General features: G+C 69.5%; 14 protein-coding genes. 7 read left to right on the top strand and 7 right to left on the bottom strand.

Annotation, left to right across the window (positions count from 1 at the left end; translation table 11 throughout):
* Positions 1 to 16: 16 nt before the first annotated feature.
* Positions 17 to 2,308 (top strand): 5-methyltetrahydropteroyltriglutamate--homocysteine S-methyltransferase, encoded by a 2,292-nt coding sequence (gene metE, locus MZC64_RS35180; protein WP_247763992.1) that lies wholly within the window; start codon positions 17 to 19, stop codon positions 2,306 to 2,308.
* 146 nt (positions 2,309 to 2,454) lie between these two features.
* Positions 2,455 to 2,991 carry an isopentenyl-diphosphate Delta-isomerase gene (gene idi / locus MZC64_RS35175; protein ID WP_247763991.1) on the top strand — a complete coding sequence of 179 codons (537 nt, stop codon included), beginning with the start codon at positions 2,455 to 2,457 and terminating at the stop codon, positions 2,989 to 2,991.
* Between the two features lie 100 nt (positions 2,992 to 3,091).
* Here idi and MZC64_RS35170 read toward each other — a convergent pair whose 3' ends face one another.
* Genes MZC64_RS35170 through MZC64_RS35160 form a run of 3 tightly spaced genes read right to left on the bottom strand, consistent with a single transcriptional unit; the run spans position 3,092 to position 7,955 of the window.
* The gene (locus MZC64_RS35170) at positions 3,092 to 4,270 is read right to left on the bottom strand and encodes a glycoside hydrolase family 88 protein (RefSeq protein ID WP_247763990.1); all 1,179 of its coding nucleotides are present in this window, start codon (positions 4,268 to 4,270) and stop codon (positions 3,092 to 3,094) included.
* An 8-nt stretch (positions 4,271 to 4,278) separates the two neighbouring features.
* A complete protein-coding gene (locus MZC64_RS35165; RefSeq protein ID WP_247763988.1) occupies positions 4,279 to 5,460 on the bottom strand; it encodes a glycoside hydrolase family 105 protein in 1,182 nt (393 codons plus the stop codon).
* A gap of 14 nt (positions 5,461 to 5,474) precedes the next feature.
* Positions 5,475 to 7,955 carry a glycoside hydrolase family 31 protein gene (locus MZC64_RS35160; RefSeq protein ID WP_247763986.1) on the bottom strand — a complete coding sequence of 827 codons (2,481 nt, stop codon included), beginning with the start codon at positions 7,953 to 7,955 and terminating at the stop codon, positions 5,475 to 5,477.
* 357 nt (positions 7,956 to 8,312) lie between these two features.
* Here MZC64_RS35160 and MZC64_RS35155 point away from each other — a divergent pair, with 357 nt between their 5' ends.
* The 3 genes from MZC64_RS35155 (at position 8,313) to MZC64_RS35145 (ending at position 13,601) form a co-directional block, all read left to right on the top strand.
* Entirely contained in the window at positions 8,313 to 10,397 is a 2,085-nt protein-coding gene (locus MZC64_RS35155; RefSeq protein WP_247763984.1) for a transglycosylase domain-containing protein, read from the top strand.
* Positions 10,398 to 10,670: 273 nt separating this feature from the next.
* Positions 10,671 to 12,710 carry a S8 family serine peptidase gene (locus MZC64_RS35150; RefSeq protein WP_247763982.1) on the top strand — a complete coding sequence of 680 codons (2,040 nt, stop codon included), beginning with the start codon at positions 10,671 to 10,673 and terminating at the stop codon, positions 12,708 to 12,710.
* A gap of 72 nt (positions 12,711 to 12,782) precedes the next feature.
* Positions 12,783 to 13,601: a M55 family metallopeptidase gene (locus MZC64_RS35145; protein WP_247763980.1), complete on the top strand. Its 819-nt coding sequence runs from the start codon at positions 12,783 to 12,785 to the stop codon at positions 13,599 to 13,601.
* Here MZC64_RS35145 and MZC64_RS35140 read toward each other — a convergent pair.
* A complete protein-coding gene (locus tag MZC64_RS35140) occupies positions 13,576 to 13,974 on the bottom strand; it encodes an MmcQ/YjbR family DNA-binding protein (protein WP_247763978.1) in 399 nt (132 codons plus the stop codon). The genes MZC64_RS35145 and MZC64_RS35140 overlap by 26 nt on opposite strands.
* Before the next feature lie 48 nt (positions 13,975 to 14,022).
* Between MZC64_RS35140 and MZC64_RS35135 the strand changes: the two genes are divergently transcribed.
* The gene (locus MZC64_RS35135; protein WP_247763976.1) at positions 14,023 to 14,709 is read left to right on the top strand and encodes an MBL fold metallo-hydrolase; all 687 of its coding nucleotides are present in this window, start codon (positions 14,023 to 14,025) and stop codon (positions 14,707 to 14,709) included.
* Between the two features lie 107 nt (positions 14,710 to 14,816).
* On the opposite strand, the gene MZC64_RS35130 is transcribed toward MZC64_RS35135, so the two are convergent.
* The 3 genes from MZC64_RS35130 to MZC64_RS35120 form a co-directional block, all read right to left on the bottom strand.
* Positions 14,817 to 15,725, bottom strand: a complete 909-nt coding sequence (locus tag MZC64_RS35130; protein ID WP_247763974.1) for a Gfo/Idh/MocA family protein — start codon at positions 15,723 to 15,725, stop codon at positions 14,817 to 14,819.
* A 22-nt stretch (positions 15,726 to 15,747) separates the two neighbouring features.
* Positions 15,748 to 16,092 carry a cytochrome P450 gene (locus MZC64_RS35125; RefSeq protein ID WP_247763972.1) on the bottom strand — a complete coding sequence of 115 codons (345 nt, stop codon included), beginning with the start codon at positions 16,090 to 16,092 and terminating at the stop codon, positions 15,748 to 15,750.
* 1,992 nt (positions 16,093 to 18,084) lie between these two features.
* Positions 18,085 to 19,395: a 6-phospho-beta-glucosidase gene (locus MZC64_RS35120; RefSeq protein ID WP_247763971.1), complete on the bottom strand. Its 1,311-nt coding sequence runs from the start codon at positions 19,393 to 19,395 to the stop codon at positions 18,085 to 18,087.
* Positions 19,396 to 20,145: 750 nt separating this feature from the next.
* Between MZC64_RS35120 and MZC64_RS35115 the strand changes: the two genes are divergently transcribed.
* Positions 20,146 to 21,183 carry a PfkB family carbohydrate kinase gene (locus MZC64_RS35115; protein ID WP_247763969.1) on the top strand — a complete coding sequence of 346 codons (1,038 nt, stop codon included), beginning with the start codon at positions 20,146 to 20,148 and terminating at the stop codon, positions 21,181 to 21,183.
* Positions 21,184 to 21,189 lie beyond the last annotated feature (6 nt).

Raw genomic sequence — 21,189 nt, 5'->3', positions numbered from 1 at the left:
AAGAAGGACGCTCAGCATGACCACTGATCGAGCGACCGTGTCCGCGACCACCCTGGACTACCCGCGGATCGGGCCGAACCGCGAGCTGAAGCGGGTCATCGAGGGCTTCTGGGCCGGTCGGGTCAGCGCCGCCGACCTGGACCAGACCACCACCAGACTGCGGCTGGACACGCTCACCGAACTGCACCGGGCCGGGCTGGACGAGGTGCCCACCGGCACCCAATCCTTCTACGACCACGTGCTGGACACCGCCGTGCTGCTTGGCGCGGTGCCGCCGCGGCATGTGCGCGCCGGCGAGGACCCCCTGGAGACCTACTTCGCGATGGCACGCGGGCGGCCCGAGGCCCCGGCGCTGGAGATGACCAAGTGGTTCGGCACCAACTACCACTACCTGGTGCCCGAGATCGGGCCCGGCACACCCCTCGCGCTGCGCGGCGACAAGCCGGTGCGGCAGTACCGGGAGGCCGTGGAACTGGGCATTCAGGGGCGTCCGGTGCTGCTCGGACCGGTGACCTTCCTGCTGCTGTCCGCCGCGGCCGCGGACGCGCCCGCCGGGTTCGACCCACTGGACCGCCTCGACGACGTGCTGGTGGCCTACCGCGAGCTGCTCGGACAGCTCAAGGCGGCCGGGGCCGGGCACGTCCAGCTCGACGAGCCGTCGCTGGTCACCGACCTCACCCCGGCCCAGCTCGACGCGTTCACCAGGGCTTATGCCTACCTGGCCGAGTCGCCCGCCCGGCCTGAACTGTGGGTGCAGACCTACTACGGCTTCCCCGCGCCCGCCGCGCTGAGCACCCTGGCGGGGCTGCCGGTGCACACCGTGGGCCTGGACTTTACCGGCGCGGCCGCCGAGGACCTGCCCGCGGCGGTCGGCGAGGTCGGCCTGCGCGGCAAGCGGCTGGCCGCGGGGCTGGTCGACGGGCGCAACGTGTGGCGCACCGACCTGCGCCGGGCCCTGGCCACCGCGACCGTGCTCGCCGGGATGGCCGCCGAGGTCGTGGTGACCACGGGCAGCCCGCTGCTGCACGTGCCGGTCGACCTGGCCGTGGAGGACGAACTCCCCGCCGAACTGGTGCGGCGCCTGGCCTTCGCCAAACAGAAGGTGACCGAGGTGGTGGCCATCGCACGCGGTCTGCGCGACGGCACCCCGGCGATCGCCGAACAACTCACCGCCAGCGATCTGCTGCACCGCACCCCGGTGCGCCAGGACGCCGCGCTGCGCGCCCGGATCGCCGGACTGTCCGAACAGGACGAACAGCGATCCGCGCCCGCCGAGGAGCGGTTCACTTTGCAGCGCAAGGAACTCGGGCTGCCACAGTTGCCCACCACCACGATCGGCTCGTTCCCGCAGACCGCCGAACTGCGCAAGGCCCGCGCCGGGCACCGCAAGGGCGAGCTGAGCGAGCACGACTACCACGCGGTGCTACGCGCCGAGGTGGACAAAGTCGTTGCGCTGCAGGAGGAACTCGACCTGGACGTGCTCGTGCACGGCGAGCCCGAACGCACCGACATGGTCGAGTACTTCGCCGAGAAACTGGATGGCTTCGCCGTCACCAAGCTCGGCTGGGTGCAGTCCTACGGCACCCGCTGCGCCCGCCCGCCGATCGTGCACGCCGACGTCACCCGGCCCGCGCCGATGACAGTCGAGTACTCCGCCTACGCGCAGTCCCGCACCGCCCGCCCGGTCAAGGGCATGCTCACCGGCCCGGTCACCCTGCTGCAGTGGGCTTTCGTGCGGATCGACCAGCCGCGCGCGGACACCGCTGACCAGGTTGCGCTGGCCCTGCGGGACGAGGTCGCCGACCTGGAGGCCGCCGGCCTGCGGGTGATCCAGGTGGACGAGCCCGGTCTGCTGGAGGGCGTGCCGCTGCGGGCCGAACACCGCGCCGACTACCTCCAGTGGTCGGTGCGGGCGTTCCGGCTGGCCACCGCGGGCGCGCGGGCGGCGACCCAGGTGCACACGCACGTCTGCTACGCCGAACTGGCCACCGTGGTCGAGGCGGTCCGCGCACTGGACGTGGACGTGATCAGCATCGAATCGGCCCGCTCCGGCGGGGCGGCCGCGGCTGTCGGCGCACTCACCAGCGGCGTCGGCCCCGGCGTGTTCGACGTGCACTCGCCAGTGGTGCCCGAGGTCGCTGAACAGGCCGCCCAGCTGCGCCGCGCCCTGCGCCGGCTGCCTGCCGAGCGGGTCTGGGTGAACCCGGACTGCGGGCTCAAGACCCGGGGTTACGCCGAGGTCAGGCCCGCGCTGCGGGTGATGGTCGAGGCCGCGCGCACGGTCCGGGCGGAGATCGCCGGCGGCTGAGTCCGTCCGGAGTGGACCCGCACTGGAAGAAGTACCGTGGTGCCGTGCAGGTCCACTCTGCCGGTGCATGGACCCCGGCGGGTTCGCCTCATTACGGTGGCTCCCGACCAGGCCACACGGGATACAAAGGGGTCAGGATGGCTGTCGTGCGCAGGATCGTCGAACTCGTCGATCCGGACGGGAACACGATCGGGGAGACCTCGGTCGAAGAGGCGCACACGCCGCCCGGCCGGTTGCACCGCGCGTTCTCGGTGATGCTTTTCGACGAGGACGACCGGGTGCTGCTGCAGCAGCGGGCGAAGGTCAAGAACCGGTTCCCGGAGCTGTGGGCGAACACCTGCTGCTCGCACCCGCTGGCCGGTGAGGACATCGCGCTCTCGGCGATCAAGCGGGTCGACGAGGAACTGCACCTCAAGATCGAGGAGCTGCGCGAGGTCGGCGCCTTCACCTATCAGGCGCTGGACGGGCACGGGGCGGCCGAGCACGAGTTCGACCACGTGCTGATCGGCAAGATCGGCGCGGACGCCCACCTCACGGCCAAGCCGGAGCCGGGCGAGATCGAGCAGCTCAAGTGGGTCCAGTACAGCGAACTGGTGGCCGACCACGCCGCCAACCCGCAGAACTACGCGCCGTGGGTCCCCGGCGTGGTCCGCCTGATCGAAGCGGCCCGCGCCACCAGCTGACCCGGCACGGCCAACCCGCCGGCGCGGGCAACCCCCGGCGAGTTGGGCCAACTGGTACGCCAAGTTTGCCCAAGTGGGCGTACCAGTTGGCCCAAGTTGGTTAGCGGCGGAGTTGTTCTTGCATGAGGAGGAAGGCGCCGAGGCCGTGTAGGTCGTTGGTGTTGCGTTTGCGGGCGTAGTAGTAGTTGAGGTCGCCGACGTTGGTGCCCTCGGAGATGTCGTAGATGTTGGTCAGGCCGTCGGCGCCGTTGCGCACCTTGGCCAGCACGCCGCGGTAACCCCGGTCGGCGACCCGCTGGTACGAGCGTGGGATGTAGCCGCGCTGCACCGCCGCGTCGAGCATTGTGGTGTACATGGACGAAGCCGAGGTCTCGGTCCAGTTGTCCGGGTCGTCACCGCGGTCGACCACCTGGAACCAGCGCCCGGTCTGCCGGTCCTGATAGCGGGCCAGGCCCTTGGCCAGGTGCTGCACGAAGCCGATGAGCAGCTGCCGCTTCGGGTGGTTCTTGGGCAGCATGTCCAGGATCTCGATGTAGGTGATCGCGGACCAGCCGAAGGCGCGGGCCCAGAAGAAACTGGTGGTTCCGGTGTCCGGCTTGGGTTTGGGGTCCCACGGGGCGTCCCGGTCGCCGTCGTAGGCGTGCCACATCAGGCCGTTGTCGGCCTTGAGCCGGTTGAAGTAGGTCTCCAGGTTCCGCAGCACCTCGTCGGTGGCGTACTGCTCGTCGCCGTAGGCCTGGCCGTAGCGCATCAGGAACGGCTGGGCCATGAACACCCCGTCCGCCCACAGCTCGTTGGTCTTGCTGGTGGCGTGCCACATTCCGCCGTCGGGCGTGCGCGGATAGGTGGTGATCCGGGTGCGGATCTGGTCGGCCGCGGCCTTGTACCTGGGGTCGCCGGTCTCCTTGTGCAGGAAGATCAGCACGTTGCCGGGCTGCATCGCGTCCAGGTTGTTGAAGCTGTGGTTGACGTGCCCGGCGGCGTCAACGTGGTAGTCGGCCCACTTCTTGATGTAGGCCAGGTACTTCGGGTCCTTCAACCGCTGGTAGACCTTGTAAACCCCGTAGAGGAACAACCCGCGGGTGTAGCCCCAGCCGCCGATGGTCTGCGGATCCGGGTTGCGCGCGATGGTCGAGTCGATCACCGCCTTGGACCAGTCGGTGGCCGGCGGGGCCGCGCTGGCCACCGGCGCGGTCACCGACAGCGCGAGCGCGCCCGCGGTGGCCACGGCGGTGGCCACCCGGAACAATCGCGAGCGGAGGGTCCTGCCTCTGTTCACCGATCCTCCTACATCCGTTGGGTCAACTGCTCGTTCATCACCACGAACGCGGCGAGTCCGTGGAGGTCGTTGGTCATCCGGCGGCGGGACAGGTAGGTCTGGTAGTCGCTGGGGTGGGTGCCCTCGGAGGTGTCCAGCACGTTGGCCAGGCCGTCGGCGCCCTTGACCACCTTGGCCAGCACTCCGCGATGTCCTGTGCGGGCAACGGTGTCGTAGTAGCGCGGCAGCAGGCCGAGCCGGACGGCCTTGCCGAGGGTGTAGGTGTACATGGCCGAGCCGGAGGTCTCGGTCCAGTTGTCCGGATCGTCGCCACGGTCGACCACCTGGAACCAGCGGCCGGTGCGGGGTTCCTGGAATCGGGCGAAGGCACGGGCCAGGATGTTCAGGTTGGCGATCAGCTTCGGCCGGTCAGGATGGTTGCGTGGCAACACTTCCAGCACGTCGACCAGGGCCATCGAATGCCAGCCGATGGTGCGCACCCAGTGCACCGCGGAGGTGTGCGTGACCGGGTGCGGGCCCCAGCTCGCGTCGCCGTTCTCGTCGTAGGCGTGGAAGAGCAAACCGTTGGGCGCCACCAGGTGCTTGAAGGTGACGAGGAGGTTGCGGGCTGCTTCGTCGTAGGCGTACTTCCCGTCGCCGTAGGCTTTTCCGTAGCGGGCCAGGAAAGGCTGCGCCATGTAGACGCTGTCCGCCCACAGCTCGCCGGGGGTGAGGCTGGAGTACCACATGCCGCCGTCGGAGGTCCTGGGGTACTCGGCGATCCGGGCCCGGATGACGTCCGCGGCCTTGCGGTAGCGGACGTCGCCGGTCTCGGCGTGCAGGGCGATCAGCAGACTGCCCGGCAGCATCGGATTCTGTTGTACCAGCGGGGTGTTGAGCCTGCCCTCGGCGTCCACGGTCAGGTCGGCCCAGCCGCGCACGTAGTCCAGGTACCGTTTTTCCCCGGTGCGGCGGTACACCTGGTACACGCCGTAGAGGAACAACCCGCGGGTGTGGCTCCACTCGCCGAAGGAGGCGGGTGTGGGGAAGCGGGTCAGGGTGGCGTCCACGACGGCCCGCGACCAGTCCACTGTGGAGTCAGCGGCGGCTGGTGCGGGCGTCGCGGCGCTCACGCCGCCGGCCAGAAGGGCGCCGACGACGGTGAAGGTGGTGACCAGTCGCCTGGCGGCGCGGACTGCTCGGGTGGACATGGCGGGCCTTTCATTCAGGGGAGGGTCAGCACTACCTGGCTGATCCCGTTGTGCGGGCGGAGTTTCACCACGGTGCCGCCGAACGCGCCGGTGGTCGTGGTCCAGCCGCTGGCCCTGCCGCGCAGTTCGTCCACAGTGGACTTAGCGGCGGGGCGGCCGTCGAGGTAGGCGGCGCGCAGGCCGTTGACCCCGGGCAGGGTCAGCTGGGTCTCGGCAGGCGCGTCGCGCAGGGTGATCACCAGGTGCTTGCCCACCCGGTGACTGGTCAGCTTGCCGCCGTAAGGGTTCTCCGCACGCGCGCCGCCGTCGGCGGAGACCAGCCAGCCCGCGCGGTCCTTGCGGTCCAGATCGTTGGTGCCCCACGCCTTGGCCCACACCTGCGGCCCGCGCTGGTTGAACCCGATCGCCGCACCCGCTCGCAGGTACAGCGGGAATTCGTCCACAGTGGACTCGCGGACGATGGTCCGGTCACCGGTCACGGTCTGCCCGCTGTGCAGGTCGATCCAGTCGCCCTTGGGCAGCCACACCCGCACCGGCGTGGGCTTGCCTGCCGCCCCGTCGGCCTCGGCGCGGTCCTCGGTCACCGGCGCGGCCAGCAGGTCCGGACCGACCATGAACTGCTGGTCCGCCGTCCAGGCCGCCTCTTCCCTCGGGTGCTCGAAGGGCATCGGCCGGGTGATCGGCACTCCGGTGGCCGCGGCCAGCCGGGCCTGCTCGAACAGGTAGGGGAACAGCTCGTAGTGCAGCTTGGCCGCGTCCCGGAACCGGCGCAGCGTGTCCGCGTCGTAGACCCACGGGGTGCCGTTGCGGCCCGGCCCGCCGACCTGGAACACCGGTGAGACCGCGGACAGCTGCGCCCACCGGGTGAACAGCGACGGCGAGGGCGAGTCGGGTGCGATCCGCCGGTAGCCGCCGGTGTCCGAACCCCACACCGGATGCCCGGTCATCCCGTTGTTGACCCCGCGCCGCAGCGTCAGCCGCAACCCGTCGAAACTCATGTCGGCGTCAGCCATCCAGGCCCCGCGCAGGATGGTCGGCATGCCGTCGTAGCCGGCCCGGAAGAGCATCGTGTAGTTGTCCCCGTGCGCTTTGCGCAGCGCGCGGGCCACGGATTCGGCGTAGAGCAACGGATACCTGTTGTGCAGCAGCCGACCCGGTCCGCCGGCGAAGGTGGACTCCTCGAAGTTGTGCTCCTCGCCGCGGTCGCCCTTGACCATGTTCACGCCCATCCGGAAGACCTTCTCCAGCTTGGCCTCGTAGTGCGCGCGGGTGGCCGGGTTGGTCAGGTCCAGGTCGAGCACGTTGGTGCGGTCGGACTGCACGAAGGAGTTCGGCGGGTAGTCGTGCGGGCACGGTTTGCCGTCGGACTGCTTGGCCAGGAACGGCGCCACCCACACCCCCAGGTTCACCCCGCGCCGCTTCAGGTCGTCGATCATGCCCTGGGCGTCCGGGAAGACCTGCTTGTCGAAGCTGAGCGCGCCGATGCAGGCATAGGTCGGCCGCGCGCCCTCCGGGCCCTGCTCCCACGGGTTGTCGATCCACACCGTGTCCAGGGGCAGGTTGTGTGCCTGGAACTGGACGGCGTCCTCGATCACCTCGGCCTGGGTGTTGTACTTGTCCCGCCATTTCATCAGCGCGAACTGCCGCGGCGGCGGCAGCGTGGGCAGCCCGACGCGCTGGAAGTAGGAGCGGGTGACCCGGTCGGGCGAGCCGCCGTAGACCTCGTAGGAGAGGTGGTCGTCCTTGAAACACAACTGGATCCGGTCATTCTGGCCGTAAGCGACCGGGCAGGGCGCGGGTTTGTCCTCGCAGTGGGTGTCCGCCTGCGCGCCGGGGAAGGCGATCCGGCCGATCGCGACGGTGTCCGGGTAGACCGCGTAGCCGTGCGAGCTGAGGAAGAACGGGGTCGGCGCGCCGTTCTTGTTGCACTTGCCGAAGTTGCTGGCCCCGACGAAGACCGCCTTGTTCAGCAGCACCTTGCCGCGCAGGTCGGTGAACATGGTGTGCGCGCCGCCGCCGAGGAAGTGCTCCGCCGGCGACCCGGTGAGCGTCTCGGACACCCTGGTCACCCCGGTGGCCGGGCTGAAGGTCCAGTCCACCCGTAGCCCGCGCGGGGTGCGCGCGACGGCCACCGTGGCGGTGCGGCCGGGTTCGGTGGTGGCCACCGTGTAGCTCGTCCCATCCGGGGTGGCCTGGTGGCCGCGGAGGTCGGTGAGGTGGTGCGTGCTGCCGTCGGCCAGCTGGTAAACCATCCGCGCGGTCGGGTCGGCGAGCTGGGCGGTCAGCTGCCGGTGGCCCTGCCGGAAGCTCAGCCGGAACGGACTCGGCTCGGCCCGCCAGCTCGGCGGGGCGGCCTCGGCCTCCGGGACGGGGGAGTCGGGGACGGGCAGGCTGGGAGCGGAATCCGCGCCCGCCGCGCCGGTACTGGCCAGCGTGACCGCCAGCGCCGCGCCGAACACGGTCAGTCGTCGGAAACCCCGCCGTCTCGATGCCATCGAAGCTCCTCAACGCACCACACGGTGCACCTCAGTTGGAAAGCGTTTTCCCTCCGAATGGCGGTCCGGGGCGGTGTGGGGGCGGACACACTCTATCCTCCGATGTCTGCTGGTCAAGACGGCCGGAATTAGACTCCAGACGATCGATGTGGGCTGTTCGGCGGCCGGTTGACCCGATGTTTTCACATGGCTGAACCGGTACCGGTCGCTTGCTCCGACAAACTGTCCAAGATCACGGTGAATCAGATGCAACCTCGGTGCGGGTTCATGCGCCCTTACGGGTAGACAGTGCACTGAACGGGTGACTGTGGTGTGGAGAGGGGAGTGCGGACCGTGTTGGTCGCACGAGCGACGGGGATGTTGAAACTCATAGGGCTGTGCGTGGTGGCCGGTCTGGTGGTCGCCGCGATCGCCTTCCCCGTCGTGGGCGGGGCGGGGCTGCTGTCGAACCGGGCCAGTGAGACGGTCGACCAGTTCTCCGCCGAACTGGCCCAGGCCGACCCGCCGCTGCTCACCACGATCACCGATAGCAAGGGCAAGCCCATCGCCTACCTCTACGACCAGGACCGGGAACTGGTCGACAGCGCGGGGATCTCGCAGAACATGAAGGCGGCCATGGTCGCCATCGAGGACCACCGCTTCGAGGAACACAACGGCGTGGACTGGAAGGGCACCCTGCGCGCGGTGGTCAAGGGCGTGCTCGGCCAGCGGGTCGAGGGCGGCTCCTCCATCACCCAGCAGTACGTGAAGAACTACCTCGCCTACGTCGTGGCCAAGACCGACGTGGAGCGGGAGAAGGCCAGCGAGGTCACCGCGGCCCGCAAGCTGCGCGAGGTGCGCATCGCGCTGCAGCTGGAACGCACGCTGAGCAAGGACGAGATCCTCACCCGCTACCTCAACGTGGTGCCCTTCGGCGGCCAGATCTACGGCATCAAGTCCGCCTCCCGGCACTTCTTCGACAAGCTGCCCAAGGACCTCAGCGTCCCGGAGGCCGCCTACCTGGCCGGTCTGGTCAACAAGCCGTCCAAGCTCGGCACGGAGAACCCGGAGAAGGCCAAGGACCGCCGCGACCACGTGCTCAAGCGGATGGCCGACACCGGCGCGCTGGGCAAGGACCCCGCCGAGGCGCAGCGGCTGCTCAAGCAGTTCCAGGACGAGGTGCTCAGCTTCGCCGCGGTCAAGCGCCGCCCCAATGACTGCGTGAGCGCGGAGAACGGCCAGACCAACGGCTACTTCTGCGACTACGTGGTGGACTACCTGGCCAAGCTGGGCTTGTCCAAGGACAAGCTCAAGCGCGGCGGCTACACCATCAAGACCACCCTGGACCAGGGCGCCAACGACGCGGTCAAGGCCGCGGCCGAGGGCGAGGTCAGCAAGAACACCGACGGCGTGGCCAACGCGATGGCCGTGGTCGAGCCGGGCAAGGACAAGCACCGGGTGCGCGCGCTGGGCGCCAACCGGGACTACGGCAACGACAAGAGCAAGAACCAGACCTCGTTCAACCTGCCAGCCGACGTCAGCCGGTTCGGCGCCGGGTCGATCTTCAAGATCTTCACCGCGGCCGCGGCCATGGAGGAGGGCAAGACCGGGGTCAACCGCACGGTCAACGTGCCCAACAGCTACACCTCCTCGATCTACAAGAACGGCGGCAAGGCCTACACGGTGAAGAACGCCAGCGAGGGCGGCGACACCACGATGACCCTGCAGAGCGCGCTGGCGCACTCGCCCAACACCGGGTTCGTCATCCTGGAGGAGCAGGCCGGGCTGAACAACGTGGTCGACATGTCGGTGAAGATGGGCCTGCGGGACAGCATGCAGTCGGTCAACCGCGGCGGCTCCAAGATCAACCCGGACGCCAAGGACGCCTCGCTGCGCATCGCCCAGGACAAGTGGGTCAAGGACAACAAGGTCGGCTCGTTCACCCTGGGCGTGACCGTGGTCAGCGTGCTGGAACTGGCCAACGTCGGGGCCACCATCACCAGCGGCGGCACCTGGTGCCCGCCCACCCCGATCGAGCAGGTGACCGACCGCAACGGCAAGCCGGTCGAACTCAAGGAAGCCGCCTGCGAGCAGGCCATCGACCCCGGCCTGGCCGGTGCGCTGGCCCAGGGGCTGAGCAAGGACACCACCGAGGGCACCGCGGCGCAGGCCGCCCGCCAGGCGAACTGGACCCGGCAGATGATCGGCAAGACGGGCACCACCCAGAACCACCAGTCCGCCGGGTTCGTCGGCGCCACCCCGAACTTCTCCGGCGCGGTGCTGACCTTCTCCGACAGCCCGACCCCCAAGCCGATCTGCGACGGCGCCCAGCCCCGGCTGTGCGGCAGCGGCAACATCTACGGCGGCAAGGTGCCGGCCCGGACCTGGTTCGAGGCGATGAAGCCCATTCATCAGGGCGCGGAAACCAAGTCCCTACCAGCGGCCGGATCGCAGTACCAGTGACCAAACGGCCGTACTTCTCGCCGTATTAGGTCAAACAGGTAAATTATCCAAATAAGTCGTCGCGGCCCGTATTCACTGGAGTACGCTGGGTCGCGGCGACTTTCCCTGTCTGCGCTTTCGCGCCATCCTCGCTGATCAGACCGGCTCACGACGAAGGTATGGACGTAAACCAACTTCTGTCGGGTGATGGGTTGGTAAACCGTCGTTACTGTCCGGATTACGGCCGGATCACGCCTGTCCGGGCCACCCCTGTAATTGCGCTGGAGGTAGTCGATGCGGCGAAGGAGTCGCGTTTTCCTGGTGGCGATCACCGCCAGTTCGCTCGTGTTCAGCGCCGGCGCGACAAGCGCCAGCGGCGCGGGCACGGACGCCGAACAGATCCGACTGGTCGGCGCGGACAAGTTCACCATCAGCCTCGACGGCGGCCACACCTGGAGCCGCGAGCTGCCCCAGGCCAGCCAGATCCGGCTGGCCAACCGCAGCTTCGACCCCACCTCCGCGCAGGCCGAGGGCGCCACCCCCGAGGAACTGCGGGTCCGCGAGGGCGGGGCCTACCTGGTGCAGTTCAAGGCCGCGCCGCTGGACGCCCAGCGCCGTGAGCTGGCCCGCCTCGGCGCCCGCCTGGGCGCGTTCATCCCCGACTACGCCTACGTGGTGCGGATGAGCCCGGCCACCAAGGAACGCGTCGCCAAGCTCGGCTTCGTCCGCTGGGTCGGCGCCTACCAGCCCGGCGACAAGCTGGCCCCGGCCGCGCTCAAGGAGACCAAGGCCGCCCGCTACGTGGTGACCCTGGTCGAGGCCAACGCCGCCGAGCAGCAGGCCGCCGCCGAGGCGATCACCCGCGCCGGTGGCCAGGTGCACGTGGCCTCGGCCAGCACCCAGCACCTGGAGGTCACCCTCAACCCGGCCCAGCTGCGCGCCACCGCGCACCTGGACCAGGTCCTCGCGGTGGACGCGGCCTCCGGGCCGGAGACCGACATGGACAACGCGCGCATCGACGGCGGCGCCAACGTCATCGAGTCCGCCGGCGGCTACAAGGGCCAGGGCGTGGTCGGCGAGGTCATGGACTCCGGCCTGCGCACCACCCACCAGGAGTTCCGGGCCAAGCCGCCGATCCAGCACGGCGCCGCGGGCACCAGCCCCAGCCACGGCACCTCCACCTACGGCCAGATCTTCGCCACCGGCGTCAGCCCCAAGCACCGCGGGCTGCTGCCCGAGGGCCAGGGCATCCACTCCGGCTACAACGTGCCCGACCGGTACGCCCACTCCAAGGAGCTGGTCGACCCCAACGGCAAGTACAAGGCGGTGTTCCAGACCAACAGCTGGGGCAACGCGCTGACCACCTCCTACACCACCATCTCCGCGGCCATGGACAAGATCGTCTTCGATCTGGACCTGTTCATCTGCCAGTCCCAGAGCAACGCCGGCTCGCAGCAGTCGCGGCCGGAGGCGTGGGCGAAGAACGTGCTCTCGGTGGGCGCGCAGTACCACAAGAACACCCTGGCCCGCACCGATGACACCTGGAACCGCGGCGCCAGCATTGGCCCGGCGGCCGACGGCCGGATCAAGCCGGAGATCTCCAACTACTACGACGGCATCGACACCACCACCTCGACCAACGACACCGCGTACACGCCGAGCTTCGGCGGCACCAGCGGTGCCACCCCGATCACCTGCGGCAACGCCGGCCTGGTGTTCCAGATGTGGGCGGACGGGGTCTTCGACGGCGCGCCCGGCAAGAAGCGGGACGTCTTCGCCTCCCGGCCGCACGCCGCCACGGTGAAAGCGCTGCTGGTCAACACCGCGAACCAGTACACCTTCTCCGGCGCCACCCACGACCTGACCCGGACGCACCAGGGCTGGGGCACCGCGAGCGTGGGCAACCTGTACAACCAGGCCAAGGGCAACGCCTGGAAGCTGCCGGTGCTGGTGAACGAGACCGACCTGCTCAAGGCAGGCCAGGCCAAGGCTTACACGGTCGAGGCGGACGGCAGCACGCCGTTCAAGGCGACCCTGGCCTACACCGACCCGGCCGGTTCGCCGACCGCGGCGCAGTCGCGGGTCAACGACCTGACGCTCAAGGTCACCGCGCCCGACGGCACCGTGTACTGGGGCAACAACGGCCTCAACGTCGGCAACTTCTCCACCCCCGGTGGCGCCGCGAACAGCGTCGACACCGTGGAGAACGTGATCTTGGAGAAGGCGGCCAAGGGCACCTGGAAGGTGGAGGTCGTGGCCGACCAGGTCAACGCGGACGGTCACCCGGAAACCCCGGAGACCGATGCTGACTACGCCCTGGTTGTAACGAAGTAACCCGGATGGGGAAAGCTGGCGGTGACCCTGCGGGGTCGCCGCCAGCTTTGCTTTCGGGGTTAAGGGGCGTGTATGCGGGTGCTCGTGTCGGTGGACATGGAGGGGATCGCCGGGATCGTCGACGGCGAGGACGTCCGTCCGGGGGAACGGGAGTACGAGCGCAACCGGGCGCTGATGACCGCCGAGGCCAACGCCGCGGTGCGCGGGGTCTACGACGCCGAACCGGACGCGGAGGTGCTGGTCTCCGACGCGCACGCCCAGTTCCGCAACCTCTTACCCGAGCAGCTGGACCGCCGCGCCACGCTGTTGCGCGGCAAACCCAAGCCCTTCGGCATGATGGCCGGCATCGCCGAGGACGTGGATTCGGTGATCTTCGTCGGCTACCACGGCCGGGCCGGCCTGGCCCATTCGGTGCTCTCGCACACCATCAGCGGCGCGGTGATCGCCGACGTCCGCTGCAACGACCGCAGCCTGGGCGAACTCGGCCTCAACGCCGCCCTGGCCGCGGCGCACGGCGCGGTGCCGATCCTGGTCGCCGGGGACGAGACGGTGGCCACCGAGGCGAGCGGGGTGGCCCGCGGGATCTGGTCGGTGGTGGTCAAGCGGGCCTTGGGGATGCGCGCGGCGGAGAACCTGCACCCGGAGGAGGCCTGCGCCCGGATCCGGGCCGCGGTGCCCCAGGCGTTGCGCCGCAGCAGCCGGGTCCGCCCACTGCGGTTCGCAGGCGAGGTCGACGTCGAGGTGGACGTGCTGAGCCCCGCGATGGCGGAGAACGCCCTGCTGGTGCCCGGCATGGAGTTGATCGGCGAACGCACCCTGTCCTATGCGGCCGAGGACTTCCCGACCGCCTACCGCGTCATCCAGCTCATCGCCCTGCTGGGCCGCCAGTGATCTTGGCGGCGAGGGTCTTGGGCGCGACGAGGCGGTAGCTGTCCAGCAGCAGTTCCTCGATCTCGGCCCAGTCCGGCGCACCCAGGTCCAGCCGCAACGACACCCAGCCCTTGGCGCCGAGGTAGGCGGGCACCAGGTACCGCTCGGGCTGCCCGCCGACCAGCGCCTGCTGTTGCCCCGGCGCGGCCTTGACGCACAACGCGACGATCCCGTCCCCGTGATGATCGTCCAGGTAGTACCCGAACGTCTTCTTCCGCACCCGGAACGCACTGTGCTGCCCCGCCTCGACCATCGCCTCCGGCAGCCCGCCCGCGAGCCGTTCCAGGCGTGCCCGCAGCTCGTCGTTCGCCCTGGGAGAACCATGCTCGGCCATGGGCGAACACGGTATCCGGGCACCGCGGTCACTGCCAGGCTGGCGGACATGGACATCACGCCCCTGCTGCCGAACCTGACCCAGCTCACCTTCCCGGTGGGCCAGGCCTACCTGTGGCGCGACGACACCGAGGCGACCCTGATCGACACGGGCCTGTCCGGCTACGGCGGCCAGGTGCGCCAGGTGGTGGCGGGTCTGGGGGTCCCACTGCGGCGGATCGTGTTGACCCACTGGCACGGCGACCACACCGGCGCGGCCGCGGAAATCGTGGCCTGGAGCGACGCGGAAGTGATCGCCCACCACGCGGACGCCCCGATGATCCGCGGCGAGGCGGTGGGGCTACCACCGGTGTTCGAGGCGGACTGGGAAAGGGAGCTGTACGAACAGATCTCGCCAGGGGTGCCGGAGCACGCGGTGTGCCGGGTGGACCGCGAGGTCAAGGACGGCGAGGTGCTGGCCTTCGGCGGCGGGGCCCGGGTGGTCGGGGCGCCGGGTCACACACCGGGGAGCATCGCGGTGTGGTTGCCGTCGGGGGTGGTGTTCCTGGGGGACGCGGTGGTGAACGTGACGGGGCTGAGCGTGGGAGTGTTCAATGTGGACAGTGGGCTGGCCCGGAAGTCGTTCGCCCGGTTGAGCGAACTCGACTTCGAGACCGCCTGCTTCGGCCACGGCCCAGCCTTGCTGACGAACGCCGCCACCCGGTTCCGCGAACTGGCAGCCACTTTGCCTGCGTGACCCCGGACTCACCAGTCCTGTTCCGTGCCCACCCTGCCAGCCCGACCTCGGGCCAACCCGCCACCCTCGCGACCGCCGTGCCCGCTTGCCCGGGGCCCAAACCCGCCCTAACCCTTCAGTTCCGCGACCACCTGTTCGCACAACTCGTGCGTCCGCAGCGCGTCCCGAAGATCAGGGAGCCCACCGCCGCCCCGCACCCCGTCCAGAAACGCGTCGCACACCTGCTCGATCCCCCGCCGCCAGGCCACCGGCGCCCACCCGTCCTCCGGCAACCGCGTCACCCGCCCACCCTCGTGCCGAGTGACCCGCCCAAGATCCGCCACCTCGACCTTCACCCCACCCCCGGACACCTCCAGCCGCTCCTGCTTCGCCCCGGCTCGCCGGTGCATCAACCCGATCGCGCTGAACCCGTTGCCCGCCAACGTCAGCCCCACCTGCTCCAGCACCCCGCCGGTCACCACCCCCGACACCAGCACCCGCTCCACCGGCCCAGGAGCCAGGAACCGCACCGTGTCCACGACATGGATGAAGTCGTCGAACACCACCTCCCGCACCCCACCGCCCCCGCCATCCTGGTTCTTCTGCAACACCACCAGATCTCGCGCACCCCGGCTCGCGTCGACGTAGGCGGGCACGTACCGGCGGTTGAACCCGACCATCAACGGCACCCCGAGCCGCTCGGCCTGTTCCACCAGTTCCCGTGCCCCCGCAAGGCTGTCGTCGAGTGGTTTGTCCACATAGGTCGGTACCCCGGCCGCCAGCAACCGGCCCACGGTCGCCGCGTGCGCACTGGTCGGCACATGCACGAACGCGGCATCAATCCCGTGCTCCAGCAACTCATCCAGCTCGGTGAACCGCCGCCGCGCCGGAACCCGGTACCGATCCGCGATCTCCGCCAACCGCCCCGCGTTCCGCGTCAGCAGATGCAGATCCAGCCCCGCCCGAGCAGTGATCGTCGGCAGGTACGCCTTCCGCGCGATGTCCCCCAACCCGATCACCGCAACCCGGTCCGCCACCCGACCTCCACTCGTTCGCCACCTAACGACCGCCGCCCACCGCCGGACGCCGCACCAGGATGACCGGAATGCTGCGCAGCTCCCGGATTCCCAACCGGGCCCGCCAGCGCAACTCCTCCTCATCCCCGGCCAACAGCACATCACACCCCAGCACCGCCCGAACCGCCGCCTCCGCGACCACTCCCGCGAACCCCAGATCCCCGGCATCCGCGTCCCCGCGCAACACCTCCCGGATGACCGCGGCCAGCACCTGGGGATCCCGCCGCAACACGGCCAGCTGCTCCGGGCAACCCAGCAAGGTCAGTAGTGCGTCGGAGATCAGATCCACGATCCGCACATACCCCGCCACCACCTCCACTGCCGACACCCGACCACCCCCACGCCCCGCCACCGCTTCGCCCCAGCCCGCCGTCATCCCGCCCCGGCCCGCCACAGCCCCACCTCGGTCTGCCGCAGTCCCATCTCGGCCCGCCGCCGTGCACCGGTCTGACGCAGCCCCACCTCGACCCGCAGCCGTCCCGCCCCGGCCCGACGCCGTCTCGCTCTGTCGTCGAGCCGTCTCGTCCTGGCGAGAATCCGACTCGTCCCAGCATCCGCCCAGCTCCTCCCGGCCAGTGGACAACGCCTCCCGATGCGCGGACAGGTCCCGGTGCGCAGGCAGCTCCCGACGTGCAGGCAGCTCCCGATGTGCGGACAGCTCAGCCAGATACCCGTCCAGTTCCGCCCAGAGCCGCAGCGTCACCGCCCCCTCGATCCCACTGGCGTCCCGCACCCACCGCTGGAAGTCCGCCCGATCCAGCCTCGGCACCCGCGCCAGCTCCATGACCACGGCCGCCGCCACCGGCTCCGCGAAGTCCCGAACCAGCTCAGCCGTCTCCCGAGCCAGCAACCCACCGAGCAACTGCCCCACTTGCAGCCCCACCCGAGCCCGCAACCCACCCAGCCGACCACTCACCGCGAACAAAGACATGCCTTCACGACGATGACCAAGTCTGACTGGTTCATCAGCCACACCCGATCACCCGAAAGACCGTAGTCAGAAGACCCGACCGGGCTCGGCGGCGAGGCCCGAACCAACCCCACCGCAACTCCCCGCAGGCCCCGCCGCCGCAATCCGGCAGAAGCGACACGGCCGCGATCCAGCCGACGTGGCATGGCCGCGATCCGGCAGAAGCGACATGGCCGCGATCCAGCCGACGTGGCATGGCCGCGATCCAGTCACCAGTTGGCCCAGCCGCAACTCCCGCAACCGTGGAGCCGCCCCCGCCCCGGCAGCCTCGTCGCCGCCCCCTCGGAAAGCCTTGCCACCCCCGCAAACCCGACCGCTCACCTATCCGGAACGCGCCAATCCCGCCGCACTGACAAACCGAACAAGGTCATCGGTGGAATAACCAAGCAACTCAGCCCGATGAACCGCCATGAGCAACAATTGCCCCGTAATCATCGCCCCATACCCATCAGTCCCATCCCCCATGAACTCCCACAACTTCTCCACACCCAGGTCCGTCAGCAAAAACCCATGCCCGGCCCGAACCTCGGCACAAACCCCCGCAACCGCGTCCAGCAACGTCGGCCCCATCCGCCGGCAACGCAACCCAAACAACCCGGCAAAACTCTCCACCACACACCCGGCAGGCGACGCTGCCTTGATCGCGTCGTACCGAGAATTCTCAAACCGCGGCCCGGGTATTCGCAGGGATAATGCAACAAATCAAACTCATGCACCGCGATAGCCCCAGCCCCAGCCCCAGCCCTAATCTCCGCCACAGTGCCCTCCCCTCTCGCGCTGACCTGCCCAGCCCCACCCGCCGAATCACGGCAAACGCCCGGCCAGCACCACTGCGAATTGGATTCACGCAGCCTAAGCCTGATCAACCCACCCCGCCCGTTGCCGCTTCGGGGCTCGCCGTGGCTGGGCGTGGTGTCGGGGCTGCGGCTGGCCTGCACGCGGAGCGTACGGCTGTGGTGTCGGGGCTGGGCGCGCCTTCTCGGGGTTGCGTGTGCCTTCGGGGGAGGCGCTGGGGCCGGGCTTGGCCTTCTCCTCTTGTCCTCGGGGCCGTCGGTATGCCCGCCGCGTTCAACGCCCCGCCCGCGCCGCCGCCTTCCTCTGCGGAACGCAGAAACCCCGGTTTAGGTTGCCATCCTGTTTTGGTTGATTCAGCCCGTCACCCAGCCGGACATCACCCATTCGTGAGTCCCGCCAGGTCCTGCTCGATCCTGGCGAGCCGGGCCCTCTTGCCCAAGCCCTCACTTAAATCCAGCTGCCCGACCCTGGCAACCCAACCCCCGTGGCTCACCTCTCGCAACTCAGCCTCGACCCCCAAAATCAATCACCCTCAGTTACCCCAGCCTCTAGGTTTCACCACTCCGTGACCCCCAAAACTGCCCGAGCGGCCCGAACCGAGTCCACCAACGGATGCCCGGCCAGCGCTCGCAACGCCTTCTCCCGGCTGCCCGTGCGCGCGGCCGCGATCGTTTCCCGTTCCACCGCCTTCACCTGCTGCACCAGACTCAACGCCGGCCCGTCCAGCGGATCCACCGCGATCGGCCGTGCCCCGTTCGCATCCACCAGACACGGCAGCTCCACCACCGCGTCCGCGTCCAGGCCGGGCAGCGCGCCCCGGTTCCGGACGTTCAGGATCATTGTCGCGGCTCGGTTGGCCGTGATCGCCGCCATCAGGTCCAGGGCTACCTGCTCGTAGCCGCCGCCGTCTGTGTCGCAGGTTGTGCGTTCGCCCGCGTCCGCGATCTGGCGGGCTTCGGCCAGGTAGGTGCGTTCGCGTTCGGCTCGGGTTTCTTGCCAGAGGGTCAGGGCTGATTCGGGGGTGGCTAGGGCTTGTTGGTAGAAGGTGGATTGCTGGGTGTGTAGGAATTGGCCGCGGGGGGTGGGGTTGGCGGCTATTTCCTGGGTGGTTTCCCGGGTGTAATAGTAGTAGTGGAGGTATTCGTTGGGGATGGCGCCCAGGGCTCGGAGCCAGTCTGGTTCGAAGAGGCGGCCTTCTTCGAAGGATTGGAGTTTTTGTTCGTTGGCGAGGAGTTCGGGGAGGCGGTCTCGGCCGTTGACCAGGACTGCTCGGAGCCAGCCCAGGTGGTTGAGGCCCGCGTAGTCGAACCAGGCCGTTTCGACCGGGATCTCCAGGGCGGCGGCTACCCGGCGGCAGAGGCCGATGGGGGAGTCGCAGATGCCGATCACGCGGTCGCCCAGGACAGCGGACATCGCTTCGGTGACGGTGCCCGCGGGGTTGGTGAAGTTGATGGTCCAGGCGTCGGGGGCGTAGCGGGCGATGCGTTCGGCGATGTCGACGGCGACGGGGACGGTGCGCAGGGCGTAGCTGATGCCGCCCGCGCCGACTGTTTCCTGGCCGAGCAGGCCCGCGTTGATGGCGTGGCGCTCGTCGGCGCTCCTGCCAGTCAGGCCGCCCACCCGGATGGCGGAGAAGATCACGTCGGCGCCGCGCAGGGCCTCGTCCAGGTTTGACGTGCTGCTCAGCTTGGGGCGCCAGGGGGCGTTGGCGGCCTGGGCGTCCAGGACCGCGGTGACCGCGGTGAGGCGGGCCTGGTCCACGTCGTGCAGGACCAGCTCGTCTACCAATCGGTCGGGGTCGGCCAGCAACCGGCCGTGTACCAGGGGAACGCGGAAACCGCCGCCGCCGAGGATCACCAGTCTCACGCGGACCGACTCTAGGCCGTGGGTGGTGGATCTGGCACGGGCTCGCCGGGTCCGGGAGGGGCGGATCGAGGCGGGGGAGGGGCGGGGGGAGTGGGTGGAGTGGGCGAGGTGGGGTGTGGGGCGTGCCGCTCCCGACCGGTCGGTTGGCGGCGGTACGGTTCCCGACCGGGCGGTTGGGAGGCGCGGTTCCCGACCGAGTGGGTTGGCGGGCGCGCCGCCCCAACCAAGTGGCCGGTGGTGTGCGGGTTCCGACCGTGCGGTTGGCAGGTGCGTGGGTCCCGACCGAGTGGTTGGTAGAGGCGTGGGTTCCGACCGGGCGGTTGGTAGGCGCGTGGGTCCCGACCGAGTGGTTGGTAGAGGCGTGGGTTCCGACCGGGCGGTTGGTAGGCGCGGTTCCCGACCGAGTGGTTGGTGGGGACGCGGATCCCAACCGTGCGGTTGGCGGGTGCGTGGGTCCCGACCAGGTGGTTGGTAGGGGCGTGGATTCCGACGGGGCAGTTGGTGGGGGCGCGGTTGCCGACCGGGCGGTCGGCGGGGGCGCGGGTCTCGACCGGGTGGTCGGTGGGGGCAGGGAAATCGACAGTCTGGAACACGCCGCGCTCGGGAGTGGTTGTCACTGTCGGCTGGGAGAGGGAGACTCTGCGCCTGGCCGGAACTGGTCAGCGCGAAACACGAGCCAGCGCGTACACAAGCCAGCGCGAGCAACAAGCCGGTCGCAGCACTGCCGGCGCGCAGCGGGAAGGAAACACGGTGTCGAGCCAGCCGCCTACCGAGTTCGACGTTCTCTTGTCCGGTCCGGTGTTCCTCGACCTGATCTTCACCGGACTGCCACAGCTGCCGGAGAACGGCACCGAGGTGTGGGCCACCGGCCTGGGCTCCAGCCCCGGCGGCATCGCCAACCTCGCGGTCGCGCTGGCCCGCCTGCAACTGCGCACCACCCTGGCCTCGGCCTTCGGCGAGGACATGTACGGCGATTTCTGCTGGGACACCCTGGCCAACCAGGAACAGGTCGACCTCAGCCACTCGCGCCGCTTCTACGGCTGGCACTCCCCGGTCACCGTCTCACTGGCCATCAACCGGGACCGCAGCATGGTCACCCACGGGCATCCCTCCCCGGTCACCGCGGACGAGCTGCTCACCGACCCACCCCGGGTGCGGGCCTGCTTCGTGCACGTCGACCACGAGAGCGACAAGTGGGTCCGCACCGCCAAGGACAACGGCGCGCTGCTGTTCGCCGACGTCGGCTGGGACCCCACCGACCAGTGGCGCCCCGAACTGATCCAGCAGCTTGAGGGCTACGACGTCTTCCTGCCAAACTCGGTCGAAGCCGTCCGCTACACCCGCAAGGACGACGTGAAGACCGCGGCCAGGGCGCTGGCCGAGGTGGTGCCGACCGTAGTGGTCACCCGGGCCGGCGGCGGGGCGTACGCGATCGACTCGGCCACCGGCGAGGAAGCCGACGTGTGCGGCATCAACGTGGCCGCCATGGACCCCACCGGCGCGGGCGATGTCTTCGGCGCCGGGTTCACCTACGGCACCCTGGCCGGCTGGCCGCTGGTCGACCGGGTGCGCTTCGCCAACCTGTGTGCGGCGCTGTCCGTGCAGCATTTCGGCGGCTCGCTGTCCGCGCCCGGCTGGTGCGATATCGCCGCCTGGTGGCGGCACCTGGGCCGCAGGGAGGACGAATCACTGCGCGGATACGACTTCCTGGACGAACTTCTTCCCACTCATGGCTGTGCCACGGTGCGCCGGGCAAGTGCCACGATCGGACTGCGAGGCAGGCCGTAGGCGCGA

It is taken from the genome of Crossiella sp. S99.2 (assembly GCF_023094165.1).
GTDB lineage: Bacteria > Actinomycetota > Actinomycetes > Mycobacteriales > Pseudonocardiaceae > Crossiella.
Note: the sequence above shows the minus strand (reverse complement) of the source record. Positions and strands in the feature narration are given on the sequence as shown.